Raw genomic sequence first — 17,160 nt, forward strand, 5'->3', positions numbered from 1 at the left:
TCCCCTCTACCGCCCTGCACCGACGGTAGCGCCCTGAGAGCCTCTCAGGCCTGTCCGGAGCGACTACCGTGGGACGGATGGGGATGACCACACCACCGCGGACGCTCGCCGAAGCGCTCCGGGCCCGGGACGACGAGTCGTTGGCCGGGCTGCTGAGCGCCCGCCCCGATCTCCTCAACCCGGTGCCCGGCGACATCACCCAGCTCGCGACGAGGGCCGGCACCCGCGCCTCCGTCGTACGCGCGCTGGAGCACCTCGACAAGTTCGCCCTGCAGACCGCCGAGGCGCTCGCGGTGGCCGCCGACCCCGCCCCGTACGGGACGCTGCTCGGCCTGCTCACCGGCGACGGCCGGGACGACGGCGAGCACCGCGACGACGCGGGGTCGGCGATCGCCGACGCGCTGCCCGGCGCCCTGGCCACGCTGCGCGAACAGGCCCTGGTCTGGGGCGAGGACGAGCGGCTGCGGCTGGTGCGCACGGCGCGCGAGATCCTCGCGCCGTCACCGCAGCACGCCTCCCCCACCGGTCTCGGGCCGACCGTCGCCGAGGCGACCTCCGGCATGTCCCCGGGGCGCCTCCAGGAGATCCTGACCTCGGCCGGGCTGCCCGCCACGCACGACCCGGTCTCCGCCGTGACCGCCCTGTCCGCGCTCTTCACCGACCGGGCCAGGATGGGCGAGCTGCTGGACTCCGCCCCGGCCGAGGCCCTGTCCGTGCTGGACCGGCTGGTGTGGGGGCCGCCGTACGGGGAGGTGACCCCGAACCCCACTCCGCCCGTGAAGTGGCTGCGCGACCACGGGCTCCTGCTGCCGGTGTCCACCCGCACCGTGGTGCTGCCCCGCGAGGCCGCCCTGCATCTGCGGGCGGGACGCGCCCACCGCGTGCCGGAGCCGCGGCCGCCGGCCGTGGAGGCGGTCGCCAACCGCGATCCACAGGCTGTGGACAGCGCCGCGGCCGGTCAGGCGCTGCTGGCCGTGAACACCGTCGAGGAGCTGCTGAAGAGCTGGAACGGCGGTGGGCCCCCGATACTGCGGGCCGGCGGACTCAGCGTCCGCGAGCTGAAGAAGGCCGCCACCGCACTGGAGGTCCCCGAGCCGGTCGCCGCGTTCTGGGTCGAACTCGCCTACGCGGCCGGGCTGCTGGCCTCCGACGGGGAGGCCGACGAGCGGTACGCGCCGACGCCCGCGTACGACGACTGGGCCGACCTGCCCGCCCAGGAACGCTGGACGCGCCTCGCCACCGCCTGGCTCGCCGCCACCCGCACCCCGGGCCTGGTCGGCGGCCAGGACGCCAAGGGCCGGGCCCTGTCCGCACTGGGCCCCGAACTCGACCGCTCCGCCGCCCCGGAGGTACGCCACCGGGTCCTCGCCCTCCTCGCCGGCCTGGAACCCGGCACCGCCCCCGACCCGGAGACCGTCCTCGCCCGGCTGCGCTGGGAACGCCCCCTGCGCGGCGCCGCCTCGGCCGGGGACACCACGGATCTGCGGTCCAGGATCGCCCTGTGGACGCTCAACGAGTCCGAGCTCCTCGGCATCACCGGCCGCGGCGCGCTCGCCGCGCACACCCGCGCCCTGCTCGACGCCGGACCGGCCGAGGCCGCCGCGCTGCTCGCGCCGCTCATCCCCGAGCCGCTGGACCACGTGCTGCTCCAGGCCGACCTGACGGCCGTCGCCCCCGGCCCCCTGGAACGCCCCCTGGCCGACATGCTCTCCGCCCTCGCGGACATCGAGTCGAAGGGCGGCGCGACGGTCTACCGCTTCACCCCCGGCTCCGTGCGCCGCGCCCTGGACGCCGGGCAGTCCGCGGCCGACCTGCACGCCTTCCTCGCCGCCCACAGCCGCACACCCGTCCCGCAGCCGCTCAGCTACCTCATCGACGACGTCGCCCGCCGCCACGGCCACCTCCGGATCGGCGCTGCCTCCTCGTACGTGCGCTGCGACGACGAGGCCGTGCTGAACGAGATCCTGGCCGACAAGCGCTCGGCCACCCTGCGGCTGCGCCGCCTCGCACCGACCGCCCTGGCCGCCCAGGTCGACCCGGCGTCCCTGCTGGAGGGGCTGCGCGACATGGGGTACGCCCCGGCCGCCGAGTCCGCCGAGGGCGATGTCCTGATCACCCGCGCGGGCGCCCGCCGCACCCCGCCCCGCACCGCACCCGTCCCCGTCCCCGAGGGCCCTCCGGTGCCGGACGCCACCCTGCTCGGCGCGGCGGTCCGGGCGATCCGGGCCGGGGACACGGCCGCCACGGTGGTCCGCAAGGACGCCCCGGAGTCCCCCGGCGCCCCCGCGGCCACGCCCGGCGCCCTGCCTCGTACGACCTCCGCCGAGACCCTCGCCACCGTCCAGGCCGCCGCGATGACCGGTTCGGCGCTCTGGATCGGCTACGTGAACGCGGACGGGGCCGCCAGCCAGCGCGTCATCGCCCCGGTCCGGGTCGAGGGCGGCTTCGTCACCGCGTACGACCACACGGCGGACGAGGTCCGCACGTACCCGCTGCACCGCATCACCGGCGTCGCTGAACTGGCGGACGACCAGACGGCGTGAGGTCGGGGGGCGTCCCTGCCCTCGTCCCCGTCGCGGCAGTGCGTGCGAATCGGGGGCGGGCCGGCTCTTCGAAGGGCAGACTCTGGCGTGTCCACGACGCTGGAGGGGGATGTCATGCGGCGCACCGATGCGGCCAGGCAGCTGGGGGGATTCGTCCGTGAGCACCGTACCGACGGGGGCAGAAGGCTGTGGCAGGCCGGAATCCTGCTCGTCGTCGGAGCGGCGGGCATGGCCTTCGGGATACCGGTGACCATCGCGTCGATCGGCACCACCGACGGCGCTCCGCAGCTGGCCGGCCTGCTGCTCGGCGTCGGGCTGGTGGGGCTGGGCCTGGGGATCTGGCGGCTGGTCCAGGGCTTCCGTACCCGTGAGCAGAGCTTCGACGTCCACGAGCGGGGGCTGACCCACCGGGTGGCGGGCATCGCCACCCTGATCCCGTGGCAGGACATCGCGTCCGTCGGCGCGCACGGCGACGACGGCCGACCGCTGGCCGAGGCCCGCGGCATGGGCTTCACCTGCGACTTCACCCTGACCGACGGACGCAGGATCCGCATCGACACCTTCACCGAGGAAGCCCGGCAACTGGCGGTGACCGCCCACCGCGCCGTACACCTGGGCCAGTTCCCCGAAGGACGCGGCCACCGCGGGACGGACTGACGGGCGGGCGGGCGGGTCCGAACTCGGCACGACCGTGCCCGCATGCGGCACACTGGACGTTTGGCCGCATCCGTGGCCGCACCCCGCAGAAAGGGCCGACGCGCGTGACCGGACCCCTCATCGTCCAGAGCGACAAGACGCTGCTCCTCGAAGTCGACCACGACCAGGCCGACGCCTGCCGTCGGGCCATCGCGCCCTTCGCCGAGCTGGAGCGAGCGCCCGAGCACATCCACACCTACCGGCTGACCCCGCTCGGGCTGTGGAACGCGCGGGCCGCCGGGCACGACGCCGAGCAGGTCGTCGACGCGCTCGTGCAGTACTCGCGCTATCCCGTTCCGCACGCGCTGCTCGTCGACATCGCCGAGACGATGGCCCGGTACGGCCGTCTCACCCTGTCCAAGCATCCGGTCCACGGCCTGGTGCTGACCTCCACCGACCGGCCCGTGCTGGAGGAGATCCTCCGCTCGAAGAAGGTGCAGCCGCTGGTCGGGGCGCGGATCGACCCGGACACCGTGGCGGTGCACCCGTCCGAGCGCGGTCAGATCAAGCAGACACTGCTGAAGCTGGGCTGGCCGGCCGAGGACCTCGCCGGTTACGTGGACGGCGAGGCGCACCCCATCGATCTCGCCGAGGACGGCTGGGCGCTGCGGCCGTACCAGAAGCAGGCCGTCGAGGGGTTCTGGCACGGCGGCTCGGGTGTCGTCGTGCTGCCCTGCGGTGCGGGCAAGACGCTGGTCGGGGCCGGTGCGATGGCCCAGGCCAAGGCGACCACGCTGATCCTGGTGACGAACACCGTCTCGGCCCGGCAGTGGAAGCACGAGCTGGTGAAGCGGACCTCGCTGACCGAGGACGAGATCGGCGAGTACAGCGGTACCCGCAAGGAGATCCGGCCGGTCACCATCGCCACGTACCAGGTACTGACGACCCGTCGCAAGGGCGTCTATCCGCACCTGGAGCTGTTCGACTCCCGCGACTGGGGGCTGGTGATCTACGACGAGGTGCACCTGCTGCCCGCGCCCGTCTTCAAGTTCACCGCCGATCTCCAGGCCCGGCGGCGGCTCGGTCTCACGGCGACGCTGGTGCGTGAGGACGGCCGCGAGTCGGACGTCTTCTCGCTGATCGGGCCCAAGCGGTTCGACGCCCCGTGGAAGGAGATCGAGGCGCAGGGCTACATCGCGCCGGCCGACTGCGTCGAGGTGCGGGTCAATCTGACGGACTCGGAGCGCCTCGCGTACGCGACCGCCGAGGCCGAGGAGAAGTACCGGTTCTGTGCGACGACCGCGACGAAGCGGAAGGTGACGGAGGCGCTGGTGCGCAAGCACCGCGGCGAGCAGACCCTGGTCATCGGGCAGTACATCGACCAGCTCGACGAGCTGGGTGAACACCTGAACGCCCCGGTGATCAAGGGCGAGACGAGCAACGCCCAGCGCGAGAAGCTCTTCGACGCGTTCCGGGAGGGCGAGCTCAGCGTCCTGGTCGTCTCGAAGGTCGCGAACTTCTCCATCGACCTGCCGGAGGCGACCGTCGCCATCCAGGTGTCGGGGACGTTCGGCTCGCGCCAGGAGGAGGCGCAGCGCCTGGGCCGGGTGCTGCGGCCGAAGGCGGACGGGCACGAGGCACGGTTCTACTCGGTGGTCGCGCGCGACACGATCGACCAGGACTTCGCGGCGCACCGCCAGCGGTTCCTGGCCGAGCAGGGGTACGCGTACCGGATCGTGGACGCGGACGAGCTGCTGACGGACAACTGAGGCAGCGGCCGAAGGCGGCGGTCAGCTGCTGAGGACCAGCAGAGGCAGCAGGGACGCCGTGATCACCGCGTGCGGCAGGAACGCGAAGGCCGTGGCCCGACGACGGGCCGCGGTCCAGCGCGAGCGCCACGGCAGCACCCACGTGACGAGCAGGCCCAGAGGCGTCACGTACGGAATCGACCTGATGGCGGTCCCCATGACGGCGCGGGTGGCGTCGGCGCCCCAGGAGCAGCCGCCGTGCACGTCGCAGTCGCCGGGGCCCATGAAGGCGAAGAGGACGACCATCAGGGCTGCGTAGGAGAGGATCACCGCGGCCACGGTGGCGATGGCGGGGGCGATCCAGCCGTCGAGGCGGATGGGGTCTTCGGGCGGTGTGGGCTTCGTCAGGGCGGGGTTCTCCATGCCGCTACCCAACCGCGGGGCAGGGCCGGACCACCTCCGGTCGGATACTCACACCGGGGCGGTTCCGGGTACTCAGTGCTCGTGGCGGCGGACGCCCGCCTCCTCCGCGTACTCGCCGAGCACGACCACGCCGAACGCGGCGCGGGCGAAGACCTTGACGGCACGGACCGCGTCGCCGACACGGTGGGTGTGGTGGTGACCGGTGGCCGCGGTCGCGCCGTGCGCGGGGCCGGTCCTGCGGGGGTTCAGAAGGACTGTGCTCATGTCTTCCATGGTCCTGCGCCCGGCCGGTACGGGCATCGGCCCGCGGACTGAATCCCGCCGGGGCGCGGGTGGACCCACGGGCGGAAACCGGCGGTGGTCCGGGTAGGTCTGCGGTCGCATGCCGTCCCCTACGGGATGGACCCGGTGGTGGGCCCGGCGAGCGCGATCAATGTTCCCGGCGGTAATTCGTTCGCCCTCGGCGGCCTCGGTCTATACAATCGCCGGTCTGCCCGCCTCCCGCACCGTGGTACCGGCAGCGGCCCGCGAGGGCCCGCCGGCAGCCGGGGGAGCGCCGCCGACCGGACGGAAACCGGCCGACAGCCGTACGCGCACCCGCTGCGCGTACCCGTGATCGATCCCCGAGCGGACCGCATCGCCCCGAGCACCGTCCGGGGTTGGATGCGGTCCGCCGTCCTGCGTTGAACAGCCGGAGGCAACACCGTGCCCGCGCACGAACACGAGAGCGACACCACCAACGACCCGCTGGCTCGCGAACGCGCCCATCTCACCGCGTCCCGCGCCGCGCTGCGCGCCATGCGCGAGGACGCCCAGGCCCTGGACATCCGCGATGTCACCGCGAACTGGGTCAACGCGGCAGTACTCCAGGCCCAGATCGACGAGCGCATCAAGTCGCTCGCCGATCTCGCCCACACCCCGCTCTTCTTCGGGCGCCTGGACTATCTGCACCGGGTCGGTGCAGATCAGGCCGAGGGTGCGGAGGGCGAGCAGTTCTACATCGGGCGCCGCCATGTCCACGATGCCGACGGCGACCCGATGGTCATCGACTGGCGCGCGCCCGTCTCGCAGCCGTTCTACCGGGCGTCCAAGAAGGACCCCCAGGACGTGGGGCAGCGCCGCCGGTTCGGCTACACCGGCGGCGAGCTGACCGCGTACGAGGACGAGCACCTCACCGATCCCGCCGAGGCCGAGCAGACGAGCAAGCTCCTCCAGGCGGAGATCGAGCGGCCGCGCGTCGGTCCGATGCGGGACATCGTCGCGACGATCCAGCCGGAGCAGGACGAGATCGTCCGCAGCGAGCTCGGCGGAACGGTGTGCGTGCAGGGTGGTCCCGGCACCGGCAAGACGGCCGTGGGCCTGCACCGGGTGGCGTATCTGCTGTACGCGCACCGCGAGCGGCTGGCCCGTACCGGCACGCTGGTCATCGGGCCGAACCGGTCCTTCCTCCAGTACATCGAGCAGGTGCTGCCGGCCCTCGGCGAGCTGGCGGTGCAGCAGGCGACCGTCGACGATCTGGTGACGGCCGGCATCGAGGTGCGCGGCACGGACACGGCGGCCGCCGCCGTCGTCAAGGGCGACGCCCGGATGGCCGAGGTGCTGCGCCGGGCGATCCGTTCGCATGTGACGCCTCCGGTGGAGCCGGTCGTGGTGGTGCGCGGTTCGCGGCGCTGGCGGGTGCCCGCGTACGAGGTCGCGGAGATGGTCGACGAGCTGCTGGCCCGCGACATGCGGTACGGCTCCGCCCACGAAGCTCTTCCGCAGCGCATCGCGCACGCCGTCCTGGTCCGGATGGAGGAGGCGGGCGAGGCCCCCGACGACCGGGTGCAGAACGCGGTGGCCCGCAACCCCGCGGTGAAGGCGGCCGTGAAGGCGATCTGGCCGGCCGTCGACCCGGCGAAGCTGGTGCTGCGGCTGCTGTCCGACGCGGAGTTCCTGGCCGCCCATGCGGAGGGGCTGCTCACCGAGGACGAGCAGAAGGCGATCCTGTGGACGCTGCCTGGATCCGGTAAAAGGGCTGCCCGGAGCGTGAAGTCGGCGAAGTGGTCGGCGGCGGACGCGGTGCTGATCGACGAGGCGAACGACCTGGTGGCGCGTACGCACTCGCTCGGCCATGTGGTGCTCGACGAGGCGCAGGACCTGTCCCCCATGCAGTACCGGGCGGTGGGCCGCCGCTGCACGACCGGTTCGGCGACGGTCCTCGGTGACCTGGCGCAGGGCACGACGCCGTGGTCGACGGAGAGCTGGGCTCAGGCGCTGCACCATCTCGGCAAGTCGGACGCGGTGGTGGAGGAGCTGACGGCGGGCTTCCGTGTGCCGCGCGAGGTGATCGCGTACGCCTCGCGGCTGCTGCCGGTGATCTCGCCGGGCCTCGCGGCGGTGGAGTCTGTGCGTGAGTCGCCGGGTTCGCTGGAGGTACGGGCGGTGGCCGGTCCGGCGGAGCTGGACGCGGCGGTGCTGGCGGAGTGCGAGGAGTCCCTGGAGCGGGAGGGTTCGATCGGCCTGATCGCGGCCGACGCCCGGATCCCCGCGCTGGCCGAGGCCCTGACCGCGGCGGGCCACGCGTACCTCTCCCCCGGCGAGGAGACGACCGCCGAGTCCCGGCTGACCCTGGTCCCGGCGTCGCTGGCGAAGGGCCTGGAGTACGACTACGTGGTACTGGACGAACCGGCCGCGGTGGTCGACGGCGAACCGGACGAACGCACGGGCCTGCGCCGGTTGTACGTGGCGCTGACGCGAGCGGTGTCGGGGCTGACGGTGGTGCACGCGGCGGAGTTGCCGGACGAGCTGCGTCCGTAAGCCCCTCCGGCGTCGGCGGGGCGGGGGTCCGGGGGCGGAGCCCCTCGCACCCCCGCCCCGCCCTGCTACGCGTCGAGCACCGCTCGCCACTCCCGCACCGCCGCCGCGTCCACCGGCCCCGACCACCCGTGCGGACGCGCCGCACCGCCGATGTGCACCGCGTCGATGCCCGCGGCCAGCAGCTCCGGCAGGTGTTCGAGCCGCAGCCCGCCGCCCACCAGGATCTGCGGCTCGTAACCGGGCTCGCCCTGGCGCGCCGCCTCCACCAGCAGCGTCGGGATGCCGTCGTCGACGCCCTTGGGCGAGCCGGCGGTGAGGTACGTGTCCAGGCCGGGCAGGTCCGCCAGCTGCTTGCGCAGGGCGTCCCGGTCGACGGCCCGGTCGATCGCGCGGTGGAAGGTCCAGCGGCAGCCGTCCAGCTCGGCGACGAGCCGTTCGACGGCGACCAGGTCCGGGTGGCCCTCGGCATCGAGGAAGCCGAGCACGAATTCCTCGGCGCCCGCCGCGCGCAGCTCGCGCGCCTTCGCCACCAGCACCTCGATGTCGCCGGCCGCGAAGCCGTCCGCCACCCTGAGCATCACCCGCAGCGGAATGTCCACCGCCGCCCGGATCTCCGCGAAGGTCGCACAGGACGGGGTCAGGCCGTCCGACGCCATGTCGGTGACCAGCTCAAGCCGGTCCGCACCACCCGCCTGGGCGGCGATCGCGTCCTCGGCGTCGAGAGCGATCACCTCCAGGACTGCACGGTTGCTCATGGGCCCCATCCTCCAGGAAGCATCAATAGGTCTAGTCCAATGGCCAGCCTACGGGTCAGTACACCGAGGATGCAGCCTCAATGCCAGCCGAAGATACGTGAGGTCAGCCGCACATCGGGGGATCGAACGATCACGACGCGGATCCGGCGGCACATCCGCCCTTGCGTTTCATAGGGGAGGGGGGTATACCTGAACCAGCAATACATACCCCCCAGGGGTATCAACGACCGCCAGGGAGGACATCGTGTCCGCGCACACCGCCACAACCGGCACCGGTACCGCCACCGGCACCGGCACCGCCGCAGAGGTCGAGCTCGCGATCGGCGGCATGACCTGCGCCTCCTGCGCGGCCCGCATCGAGAAGAAGCTCAACCGGATGGACGGCGTCGAGGCCACCGTCAATTACGCCACCGAGAAGGCCAAGGTCAGCTACCGGGGCGAGGACATCTCCGTACAGGACCTGATCGCCACCGTCGAGAAGACCGGCTACACCGCGCACGAGCCCGCTCCCCCGGCGCGCACCGCCGAGGAGGGCGCCGCCGCCCCCGGTGCCGGCGAAGCCGACGAGCTGCGGCCCCTGCGGCAGCGGCTGCTGACCGCCGTCGCGCTCGCCGTGCCGGTGATCGCGATGTCGATGATCCCGGCGCTCCAGTTCGACTACTGGCAGTGGCTCTCGCTGACGCTGACGGCCCCGGTCGTCACGTACGCCGCCTGGCCGTTCCACAAGGCCGCGTTCACCAATGCCCGGCACGGCGCGGCGACGATGGACACGCTGATCTCGGTCGGCACCACGGCCGCGTTCCTCTGGTCGCTGTGGGCGCTGTTCTTCGGCACGGCGGGCATGGTCGGCATGACGCACCCCTTCGAGCTGACCATCGGGCGGAGCGACGGCGCGGGCAACATCTACCTGGAGGCCGCCGCCGGAGTCACCGCCTTCATCCTGGCCGGGCGCTACTTCGAGGCCCGGTCCAAGCGGAAGGCGGGCGCGGCCCTGAAGGCGCTGCTCGAACTCGGCGCCAAGGAAGTGACCGTGCTGCGCGGCGGCCGCGAGGTGACCGTGCCGACCGCCGAGCTCCAGGTCGGGGACCGGTTCCTGGTCCGCCCCGGCGAGAAGATCGCCACCGACGGCACCGTCGTAGAAGGTGCCTCGGCCGTGGACGCTTCCATGCTGACCGGTGAGTCCGTGCCCGTGGAGGTCGGCGTCGGCGACTCCGTCACCGGGGCGACGCTCAACGCGGGCGGCCGGCTCGTCGTGGAGGCCACCCGGATCGGCGCCGACACCCAGCTCGCCAGGATGGCGAAGCTCGTCGAGGACGCCCAGAACGGCAAGGCGGCGGCCCAGCGCCTCGCGGACCGGATCTCCGCCGTCTTCGTACCCGTCGTCATAGCCCTGGCGCTCGGCACGCTGGGCTTCTGGCTCGGCAACGGCGGGGGCCTGACCGCCGCGTTCACCGCCGCCGTGGCCGTACTGATCATCGCCTGCCCCTGCGCCCTGGGCCTGGCCACCCCCACCGCCCTCATGGTCGGCACCGGACGCGGCGCCCAGCTCGGCATCCTGATCAAGGGCCCGGAGGTCCTGGAGACCACCCGCCGCGTCGACACGATCGTCCTCGACAAGACCGGCACCGTCACCACCGGCCGCATGACCCTCCTCGACGTCCACACCGCCGACAACACCACCGAAACCGACGTACTGCGCCTCGCCGGCGCCCTGGAACACGCCTCCGAGCACCCCATCGCCCAGGCCGTCGCCGCCGGAGCCGCCGAACGCACCGGCACCGCCCTTCCCACCCCCGAGGACTTCGCCAACATCGCCGGACTCGGCGTCCAGGGCATCGTCGAGGGCCACGCCGTCCTCGTCGGCCGTGAGCAGCTGCTCGCCGAGTGGGAGATCCACCTCCCCGTGGAGCTGGCCCGGCGCAAGGCCGAGGCGGAGGCCGCGGGCCGGACGGCCATCGCGGTGGCCTGGGACGGCGAGGCACGGGCGGTGCTCGAAGTCGCCGACGCGGTGAAGGACACCAGCGCGGAGGCCATCGAGCGGCTGCGGGCCCTGGGCCTCACCCCGATCCTGCTGACCGGCGACAACCGGGCGGTGGCCGAGGCGGTCGCGGCCGAGGTCGGGATCGAGGAGGTGTACGCGGAGGTCATGCCGGAGGACAAGGTCGACGTCGTCAAGAAGCTCCAGGCACAGGGCCGTTCGGTCGCCATGGTCGGTGACGGGGTCAACGACGCGGCCGCCCTCGCCCAGGCCGATCTGGGCCTGGCGATGGGGACCGGCACGGACGCCGCGATCGAGGCCGGCGACCTGACGCTGGTACGCGGCGACCTGCGGGCCGCGGCGGACGCCATCCGGCTGTCGCGCAAGACCCTCGGCACCATCCGTACGAACCTGTTCTGGGCCTTCGCCTACAACGTGGCCGCTCTGCCGCTCGCCGCGGCCGGGCTGCTCAACCCGATGATCGCGGGCGCCGCGATGGCCTTCTCGTCGGTCTTCGTGGTCGGCAACTCGCTGCGGCTGCGGGGGTTCAGGGCGGCGGCGTAGGGTCGGGGGCCCGGCCCCTGCGGCGGTCGGGGAACCGAGGGTGCGGGGCCTCCCGAGCGCGGGAGGCCCCTACCCCATCACCACGAACCGCACGCGCGCCCCCGGCACCGCCTGTGCCGCCCCCGCCAGCGCGGCCTCCGGCACCACCCCCACCACCGGGTATCCCCCCGTCGTCGGATGGTCGTTGAGGAACACCACCGGCCGCCCGTCCGGCGGTATCTGGACGGCCCCCAGCACCATGCCCTCGCTCGGCAGCTCCCCCTCCCGCGCACGTTCCAGCGCGGGCCCCTCCGTCCGCAGCCCGATGCGGTTGCTGTGCGACGACACCCTGTACGTGGCGGTGGCGAGAGTCCGCAGCGCGTCGTCCGTGAACCAGGCATGACGTGGCCCCAGCCGGACCGGCAGGACGAGTTCGGTCGGCGCCCCCGGCCACGGCACGGCGTCCGGCACCGGCGGAACGGGCCCCGCAGGCGTCCCCAGCGGCTCCACGTCCCCGTCCCGCAGCGGCGCCGGTCCCAGCCCGGACAGCAGATCCGCCGACCGGCTGCCCAGCACCGGTTCCGGCACCAAGCCGCCGCGGAACGCCAGATAGCTCCGCAGACCACCCTCCGCCGGACCGGCGTCCAGCACCGCTCCCGCCGGTACGGGAACGGGGACGCCCCATGCCACCGCTCGCCCGTCCACCGTGACCCGGCACGCGGCACCCCCCACCACGACCACCGTGGAACGTCTCGGCCGTACCCCGCACCCGGTGACCGTGGTCTCCAGTACCGCCGCGTCCTCCGTATTGCCGACGAGCCGGTTGGCGAGGCGGAGGGCCGGTGCATCCAATGCGCCGGCCCTCGGCACCCCGAGGTGTGCCCAGCCGACCCGCCCCTCGTCCTGCACGGTGGTCAGCGCCCCGGCCCGGACCACGTCGAGAGCGTCCGCCGTCTCGATCACTCCGCCACCCCTGCCGCCCCCACCACCACGAACCGCACCCGCACGCCCGGCCCCAGCAACGCCGCCGGTTCCCGTGCCGGGTTCCACAGCTCCTCGGGGTCCGGCATCCGCCCGATGAGCTGCCACCCTCCGGGCGACGCGCGCGGATACACCCCGGCGTACGGCCCCGCAAGACCCACCGCCCCCGCCGGAACCTTCGTGCGCGGAGTCGCCCGCCGCGGCACATGAAGGTGACCTGGCAGACCTGTCAGATAGCCGAAGCCGGGCGCGAACCCACAGAACGCCACCCGGAACTCCGTACCGGCATGAATGCCCGGCACCTCGTCGGCGCCGACACCCCACGCCGTGGCGACCTCGTCGAGATCCGGCCCGTCGTAGACGACAGGGATCTCGACTGCGTCCCCGGCCCCACGCCGCATCGGCGGTATCCGCCAGGAAGCGAGTTCGCGGGCGAACCGCACCCGGGCCTGACGCGTATGGTCCGCGATGCCGTCGAGCAGCACGCTTCGCGCGCCAGGCACGACCTCCCTCATGACGGGCAGTTCGCCGCGCGCGCGGCGGCGCAACAGCTCGACGTGGAAGGCCTCGGCATGCTCGGCGGAGGACAGCTCGACGAGCAGCGCCTCCCGGCCGACGGGCAGCACCAGCACCCCGGTACCGAATCCGTCTCCGTTCGCGCGTCGACGGTGAGAATTCAGTTCCCGAACCCTTCACCGAGGTCCACGTCGAGATCCATCGAATGGGTTGGACTCGTCAGATCCATCACGGGCGCACACTAGCGATTACCCGATAATCCAACAATGGCTGATCCTGCTCGAATCGGAGCAGGAACGACCGTACGGCGATTGGCCGTTCAGCCGACCGCACAGGCATGTCACGGAGCCCCTCAGCGCCGTCCGATCCCGGGCCAGGGCCTTTCGTTAGGGTCGTCCCATGACCGACAGCTCGCGTCCGAACGGCGCCCCCGGCGGGGTGGACCATACCGACGACTCCCTCCGTGAGCGCTGGCGGGAGGCGCTCACCCGGGCCCGGGGCGGCGCCCCAGGCCCCGACCCGCTGCCGTACGCCGACAACCTCCTGGCGCGCTGGGCCGAGCCGCAGCGGCGGTACCACACCACCGCGCACCTGGTCGCGGTGCTCGATCATGTCGACACGCTCGCCGGGTACGCGGCCGACCCGGACGCGGTACGGCTCGCCGCCTGGTTCCACGACGCGGTGTACCGGCCCGACCGGTCCGAGAACGAGGAGCGCAGCGCCGCGCTGGCCGAGCGCGCCCTCGCGGAGGCCGGTGTGCCGGACGGGGTCACGGCGGAGGTGGCCCGGCTCGTACGGCTCACCGTCACCCACGACCCGGCGGACGGCGACAGCGACGGCGAGGTGCTCTGCGACGCGGATCTGGCCATTCTCGCGGCGCCCCCGGGCCAGTACGCGGCTTACGCGGCGCAGGTGCGCGAGGAGTACGGCTTCGTGCCCGACGACGCGTTCCAGGAGGGGCGGGCGACGGTGCTGCGCCAGCTGCTCGGGCTGCCGCGGCTGTTCCGTACGCCGTACGGGGCGGAGCACTGGGAGCCGCGGGCCCGGCAGAACCTGACGACCGAACTGGAGCTGCTCAGCCACTGACCCGCGGCGGCCGGGGAATGCCGGGGCCGCGGCCGCTGTTGGCAGCTGTCATGCCCGACTCTGCCGCTCGCCGCTCCCGCATGCCCCTGGCCGTGTACATCCTGGGTCTCTCGGTCTTCGCCCTGGGAACCAGCGAATTCATGCTCTCCGGGCTGCTGCCGCCCATCGCCGACGACATGAACGTGTCGATACCCCGTGCCGGACTCCTCATATCCGCCTTCGCGATCGGCATGGTGATCGGCGCCCCGCTGCTCGCCGTGGCCACGCTCCGGCTGCCGCGCCGCACCACGCTGATCGCCCTGATCTCCGTCTTCGGCCTCGGTCAGGTCGCGGGCGCGCTGGCCCCGACGTACGAGGTGCTCTTCGCGTCACGGGTGGTGAGCGCGTTCGCCTGTGCCGGATTCTGGGCGGTGGGGGCGGCCGTCGCCATCGCGATGGTGCCGGTGAACTCGCGGGCCCGTGCGATGGCCGTGATGATCGGCGGTCTGTCGATCGCCAATGTGCTGGGCGTGCCGCTGGGCGCGTTCCTCGGTGAGAACTTCGGCTGGCGGTCGGCGTTCTGGGCCGTGGGCGCGGCGTCCGCCGTGGCGCTGGTCGGGGTGACGACGCTGATCCCGCGCATCCCGCTGCCGGAGCAGAAGCCCCGGCTGAAGCAGGAGATGAGCATCTACCGGGACCGTCAGGTGTGGCTGTCGATCGTGATCACGGCGCTCGCCGCGGGCGGGGTGTTCTGCGCGTTCAGCTATCTGGCGCCGCTGCTGACGGATGTCGCCGGGCTGGACTCGGGCTGGGTGCCGACGGTGCTGGCGCTGTTCGGGATCGGGGCGCTGGTCGGCACGACGATCGGCGGCCGGGTCGCGGACGCGCATCTCTTCGGGGTGCTGATGAGCGGTATCGCGGCCTCGACGGTCTTCCTGGCCGCGCTGGCCCTGTTCGCGTCGAACCAGGTCGCGGCGGTCGGGCTCTCGTTCCTGCTGGGTCTGTCGGCGTTCTACACGGCCCCGGCGCTGAACGCCCGGATGTTCAACGTGGCGGGCGCCGCCCCGACGCTGGCCGGTGCGACGACCACGGCCGCGTTCAACCTGGGCAACACCGGCGGTCCCTGGCTGGGCGGCACGGTGATCGACGCGGACTTCGGTTTCGCGGCGACCGCCTGGGCCGGGGCGGCGATGACGGTACTGGCGCTGGTGGCCGTGGTGTTCTCGCTGCGGCTGCAGCGCAGCCGCGCCTCGTCGTCCCGGCTGGTGGCGGGCGCCCCGGCCGCCGCGCCGCAGGACGCGGCTCAGGAGTGCGCGCCCTCGACGACCGCCTGAGCGTTCTCAGCCCTGCGCGGGACGCCCCTGCGCGGGGCTTTCCCGCGCGAGGCTTTCCTGCACGGGGCTTTCCTGCGCGGGAAGCCCCGGTGCGGGCCGCCCCTTGGGCCGCCGCAGCCCCGCCTGCGTAATCCGGCGGACGAGCTCCTTCGAGCCGATCTGCCGGGCCCCGGCCCGCACCGCGTCCTCGTACCGCGTCTCCGGTACGTCGTAGTGGTCCCGCTCGAACGCGCGCGGCGGGCAGCCGATGGACGCCGCGAAGGCGTGCAGCTCCTCGAAGGAGACATCGCTGACCAGGTGCGACCAGAACCGCCCGTGCCCCGGCCACTCGGGCGGGTCGATGTAGACGGTCACCGCCGCAGTATCCCGCTCAGCGAACCGACCGGCGCCACCGCCACCGCGGCCTTGGTGCACACCCAGTGCGGGTCCGGGCCCAGTTCCGGTTCGACGTCGAGGGCGTGCGGGTCGCCCGCGTCGCAGACCGGGCAGAGCGGCCACCGCCCGTACTGTTCGAGCAGCGCGTCCTGCACGTCCTGGGCGACGAGGCCCACCACGAACGCGGCACCGTCGGGCCACTGCTCGACCCACCAGCGGCGGTGCGTCACCGCGTCCTCGACCAGCGAGACGATCCCGGCCTCGGCGACGTCACCTGCGGCGAGATCGGCCATGACCAGCGCACGGGCCGTATGCAGCGCCTGTTCCAAGGGGTTCATCTCCATGGGCCCATTGTCACCTGCCCGCGAATTCACCTCGCCCGCCCGCCATCACCGTTTCCGCGCTGTCGGAGGGAGTGGCCGCGGACCGGTGAAGACGGGACGAAGGGGGGGTTGACGGCCAACCCGGTTGAAAATATCTTTCAAAGGTGACCCATGACCTGAAGGAAAGTTTCAACGCCGACTCCCCGCCCGCCCCGGCGGCCCTCGCGGCCAAGGTTCGTACGCTCGCGCCGTCCATGACCCGTTCCATGCAGCGCGTCGCCGAGGCCGTCGCCGGTGATCCGGCCGGCTGCGCAGCCCTCACGGTCACCGGTCTCGCCGAGCTCACCGGCACCAGCGAGGCGACCGTGGTCCGCACGGCCCGCCTGCTCGGCTACCCCGGCTATCGCGATCTGCGCCTGGCCCTCGCCGGGCTCGCCGCGCACCAGCAGTCCGGCCGGGCCCCTTCCGTCACGGCCGACATAGCGGTCGACGACCCGATCGCCGACGTGGTCGCCAAGCTGGCCTACGACGAGCAGCAGACCCTCGCCGACACGGCCGCCGGGCTCGACACCGTCCAGCTCGGTGCCGCCGTGGCCGCCGCCGCCACCGCCCGGCGCATCGACATCTACGGTGTGGGCGCCTCCTCCCTCGTCGGCCAGGACCTCGCGCAGAAGCTGGCCCGCATCGGCCTGATCGCGCACTCCCACACAGACCCGCACCTCGCGGTGACCAACGCCGTGCAGCTGCGCTCCGGCGACGTCGCCATCGCGATCACGCACTCCGGCTCCACGGTCGACGTGATCGAGCCGCTGCGGGTCGCCTTCGACCGGGGCGCGACGACGGTCGCGATCACCGGCCGCCCCGACGGCCCGGTCACGCAGTACGCCGACCACGTACTGACCACGTCCACCGCCCGGGAGAGCGAGCTGCGGCCCGCCGCCATGTCGAGCCGTACGAGCCAGCTCCTCGTCGTCGACTGCCTGTTCATAGGCGTCGCGCAGCGTACGTACGAGACGGCCGCACCGGCCCTCGCCGCCTCCTACGAAGCCCTGGCCCACCGCCACACCCCACGCCCGCGCTGACCGGCCCCGCCGATCCGCGAGCCCTCCGCACCCGCTGACCGGCCCGCCGGTCCGCGACC

General features: G+C 73.1%; 15 protein-coding genes. 8 read left to right on the forward strand and 7 right to left on the reverse strand.

All coding sequences use genetic code 11. The features are described from left to right. Window positions 1-77 precede the first annotated feature (77 nt). The 3 genes from ACFYY7_RS15225 to ACFYY7_RS15235 all read left to right on the forward strand — a co-directional run bounded on the left by ACFYY7_RS15225 (window position 78) and on the right by ACFYY7_RS15235 (window position 4,948). Entirely contained in the window at window positions 78-2,543 is a 2,466-nt protein-coding gene (locus tag ACFYY7_RS15225; protein ID WP_388661687.1) for a helicase C-terminal domain-containing protein, read from the forward strand. 114 nt (window positions 2,544-2,657) lie between these two features. Continuing rightward, window positions 2,658-3,200, forward strand: coding sequence for a hypothetical protein (locus tag ACFYY7_RS15230; protein ID WP_388661689.1), 543 nt, complete (start codon window positions 2,658-2,660; stop codon window positions 3,198-3,200). A 104-nt stretch (window positions 3,201-3,304) separates the two neighbouring features. Continuing rightward, a complete protein-coding gene (locus ACFYY7_RS15235; RefSeq protein ID WP_376312515.1) occupies window positions 3,305-4,948 on the forward strand; it encodes a DNA repair helicase XPB in 1,644 nt (547 codons plus the stop codon). 21 nt (window positions 4,949-4,969) lie between these two features. Here the strand turns inward: ACFYY7_RS15235 and ACFYY7_RS15240 are convergent, their stop codons facing one another. Both ACFYY7_RS15240 and ACFYY7_RS15245 read right to left on the reverse strand, forming a co-directional pair. After that, the gene (locus tag ACFYY7_RS15240; protein ID WP_388661692.1) at window positions 4,970-5,350 is read right to left on the reverse strand and encodes a hypothetical protein; all 381 of its coding nucleotides are present in this window, start codon (window positions 5,348-5,350) and stop codon (window positions 4,970-4,972) included. Window positions 5,351-5,422: 72 nt separating this feature from the next. Next, window positions 5,423-5,614, reverse strand: coding sequence for a hypothetical protein (locus ACFYY7_RS15245; RefSeq protein ID WP_388661693.1), 192 nt, complete (start codon window positions 5,612-5,614; stop codon window positions 5,423-5,425). 441 nt (window positions 5,615-6,055) lie between these two features. On the opposite strand from ACFYY7_RS15245, the gene ACFYY7_RS15250 reads away from it, so the two are divergent. Next, a complete protein-coding gene (locus tag ACFYY7_RS15250; protein ID WP_388661695.1) occupies window positions 6,056-8,149 on the forward strand; it encodes a HelD family protein in 2,094 nt (697 codons plus the stop codon). A 65-nt stretch (window positions 8,150-8,214) separates the two neighbouring features. Here ACFYY7_RS15250 and ACFYY7_RS15255 read toward each other — a convergent pair whose 3' ends face one another. Further along, window positions 8,215-8,904 (reverse strand): copper homeostasis protein CutC, encoded by a 690-nt coding sequence (locus ACFYY7_RS15255; protein WP_266730746.1) that lies wholly within the window; start codon window positions 8,902-8,904, stop codon window positions 8,215-8,217. 244 nt (window positions 8,905-9,148) lie between these two features. Here ACFYY7_RS15255 and ACFYY7_RS15260 point away from each other — a divergent pair, with 244 nt between their 5' ends. Continuing rightward, window positions 9,149-11,446, forward strand: coding sequence for a heavy metal translocating P-type ATPase (locus tag ACFYY7_RS15260; protein WP_388661698.1), 2,298 nt, complete (start codon window positions 9,149-9,151; stop codon window positions 11,444-11,446). Window positions 11,447-11,515: 69 nt separating this feature from the next. Here the strand turns inward: ACFYY7_RS15260 and ACFYY7_RS15265 are convergent, their stop codons facing one another. Both ACFYY7_RS15265 and ACFYY7_RS15270 read right to left on the reverse strand, forming a co-directional pair. After that, complete coding sequence (locus ACFYY7_RS15265; RefSeq protein WP_388661700.1) at window positions 11,516-12,388, reverse strand: biotin-dependent carboxyltransferase family protein; 873 nt, start codon at window positions 12,386-12,388, stop codon at window positions 11,516-11,518. Next, complete coding sequence (locus ACFYY7_RS15270) at window positions 12,385-13,032, reverse strand: allophanate hydrolase subunit 1 (RefSeq protein WP_388662018.1); 648 nt, start codon at window positions 13,030-13,032, stop codon at window positions 12,385-12,387. Before ACFYY7_RS15270 ends, ACFYY7_RS15265 begins: the two co-directional genes overlap by 4 nt. 289 nt (window positions 13,033-13,321) lie before the next feature. On the opposite strand from ACFYY7_RS15270, the gene ACFYY7_RS15275 reads away from it, so the two are divergent. Together ACFYY7_RS15275 and ACFYY7_RS15280 are read left to right on the forward strand one after the other, a co-directional pair. Further along, window positions 13,322-14,008, forward strand: coding sequence for a hypothetical protein (locus ACFYY7_RS15275; protein WP_388661702.1), 687 nt, complete (start codon window positions 13,322-13,324; stop codon window positions 14,006-14,008). 80 nt (window positions 14,009-14,088) lie between these two features. Then, a complete protein-coding gene (locus tag ACFYY7_RS15280) occupies window positions 14,089-15,321 on the forward strand; it encodes a Cmx/CmrA family chloramphenicol efflux MFS transporter (RefSeq protein WP_388662020.1) in 1,233 nt (410 codons plus the stop codon). A 6-nt stretch (window positions 15,322-15,327) separates the two neighbouring features. On the opposite strand, the gene ACFYY7_RS15285 is transcribed toward ACFYY7_RS15280, so the two are convergent. After that, window positions 15,328-15,675, reverse strand: coding sequence for a DUF4031 domain-containing protein (locus ACFYY7_RS15285; RefSeq protein WP_388661704.1), 348 nt, complete (start codon window positions 15,673-15,675; stop codon window positions 15,328-15,330). Further along, on the reverse strand, window positions 15,672-16,040 hold the full coding sequence (locus tag ACFYY7_RS15290) for a hypothetical protein (protein WP_388661706.1): 369 nt from the start codon (window positions 16,038-16,040) through the stop codon (window positions 15,672-15,674). The genes ACFYY7_RS15285 and ACFYY7_RS15290 overlap by 4 nt, the downstream gene beginning before the upstream one ends. A gap of 143 nt (window positions 16,041-16,183) precedes the next feature. Here ACFYY7_RS15290 and ACFYY7_RS15295 point away from each other — a divergent pair, with 143 nt between their 5' ends. Next, window positions 16,184-17,101 carry a MurR/RpiR family transcriptional regulator gene (locus ACFYY7_RS15295; protein ID WP_266730761.1) on the forward strand — a complete coding sequence of 306 codons (918 nt, stop codon included), beginning with the start codon at window positions 16,184-16,186 and terminating at the stop codon, window positions 17,099-17,101. Window positions 17,102-17,160 lie beyond the last annotated feature (59 nt).

Origin of the sequence: Streptomyces sp. NPDC001933 (genome assembly GCF_042890955.1) — a bacterium.
Lineage (GTDB): Bacteria > Actinomycetota > Actinomycetes > Streptomycetales > Streptomycetaceae > Streptomyces.